At 37.6% G+C, this 519-nt stretch carries 1 pseudogene; it reads left to right on the forward strand.

The features are described 5' to 3' along the window. Nucleotides 1-519, forward strand: a pseudogene (locus tag P5674_RS25810) (hypothetical protein); the annotation flags it as partial.

Consider the following 519-nt stretch of genomic DNA (forward strand, 5'->3'; position numbering starts at 1 on the left):
GATAATCAAGGCGATAACGCAAGCTATTTAGATGAATTAATCGAGGAAACCACAAGTGTTAGGGATGATTGTTATTATTTATTGCCCTATGCCTATCCTCGTTATGGAGAAAGTTCAGGTTACCAACCATATATCTTCGGATACGGTAATTATGATAGGTTTGAAAAAAACGATTTTCAAGCATCATTAGATAAATCAAATGATGGCTTTAGCCTTACTTTCCAACAAAGTTATGAGTTTAGTAGGGTATATCGAGACTCAAGCTATCCACCAACTTTTAGTAACTTAAGCCGTTCTGGACGTAGGAGTTTACTGCCACGGCGGTGGCGGCGAGAAGTGGAAACAATAATATGGGAGTCAATGACATCACATAATGTTATTTGTGAGTTCGAGGAACTTTCTCCTGTGGATTATCATGAAGGAGATTACTCTGAAGGCGATTTAACTACGCCTTTTGATTTAGCCGCTATATATATTCGTGGTAAATATTTACAGACTTTTTTAAGCCTGCATACAAAG

Source organism: Limnospira sp. PMC 289.06, from assembly GCF_032350395.1.
GTDB classification, from domain to species: domain Bacteria; phylum Cyanobacteriota; class Cyanobacteriia; order Cyanobacteriales; family Microcoleaceae; genus Limnospira; species Limnospira platensis.